General features: G+C 66.6%; 1 protein-coding gene. It reads left to right on the top strand.

Annotated features, from left to right (window positions below; translation table 11 throughout):
* Nucleotides 1-83 precede the first annotated feature (83 nt).
* Nucleotides 84-770 (top strand): TetR/AcrR family transcriptional regulator, encoded by a 687-nt coding sequence (locus AC1D15_RS34640; RefSeq protein ID WP_477829640.1) that lies wholly within the window; start codon nt 84-86, stop codon nt 768-770.
* Nucleotides 771-916 lie beyond the last annotated feature (146 nt).

Genomic DNA, 916 nt, shown 5'->3' with positions numbered 1-916 from the left:
CAGCGCCGACGATGGCGATCGTGCGTGAATGGAATGTCATTCCATGATATTGGAACGGCATTCCACTTGTGTCAAGATGCGGCATGCCCAAGAAATCACGCGCGCCTCAGCGGCGCGAGGATTCCCTCTCGCGGGATCGCATCATCGAGACCGCCATCGAGCTGCTCGACAGCGCCGGCGAAGGCGGGCTGACATTCCGCGCCCTGTCGGAGCGCCTGGCGACGGGGCCCGGCGCGATCTACTGGCACATCGCGAACAAGGGCGATCTGGTGGTCGCCGCCTGCGACGCGGTGATCGCCGGTGCGATGCAGGCGCAGGGCGACACCCTCCACGGCTTGGCGGCGGGCATGTTCGACGCGATGGACGAGCATCCCTGGATCGGCTCGGCGCTGCTGCAGGCGGCCGGGCAACTGCCGATGGTGCGCCTGTTCGAGCGCATCGGGCGGCATGTGCAGGCACTCGGCGTGCCGAAGGCCGGGCAATGGGCGGCAGCGTCGGCACTGCTGCACTACATCCTCGGCGTCGGCGGACAGAACGCCGCGAACCGGCTCTCGGCGCAGGAGCGCGAGATCGATCGGGAGGGCTTCCTGGGCGAGGTCTCCATCGCGTGGTCGGAACTCGATGAAACCGAGTACCCGTTCACACGATCGATGGCGGAGCAACTGCAGCAGCACGACGACCGCGCCGACTTTCTGGCGGGGATCGATCTGATCCTGGGCGGGATCAGCGGGATGGCGGGGACAGCGGCACGGAAACGCTCCTCCCGCTGAGCGATCATCGGCAGCGACGCCAATCCCGAAGAGAGCGCCCCATGGCCAAGTACCAGTTCGACCCGCAGTCCTGACCCATGAGCAACATTTCTTCCCATCGATTGCAAAGCCTTGCCCTCGCCGCCTCCGCGCTGCTGGTCGTCGGC

It is taken from the genome of Rhizobacter sp. P2_H2, from assembly GCF_056403375.1.
Note: the sequence above shows the minus strand (reverse complement) of the source record. Positions and strands in the feature narration are given on the sequence as shown.

What these genes read in the sequence shown, in the direction of transcription:
- AC1D15_RS34640 (WP_477829640.1), top strand. Translation starts at nt 84, where the DNA reads ATGCCCAAGAAATCACGCGCGCCTCAGCGGCGCGAGGATTCCCTCTCG.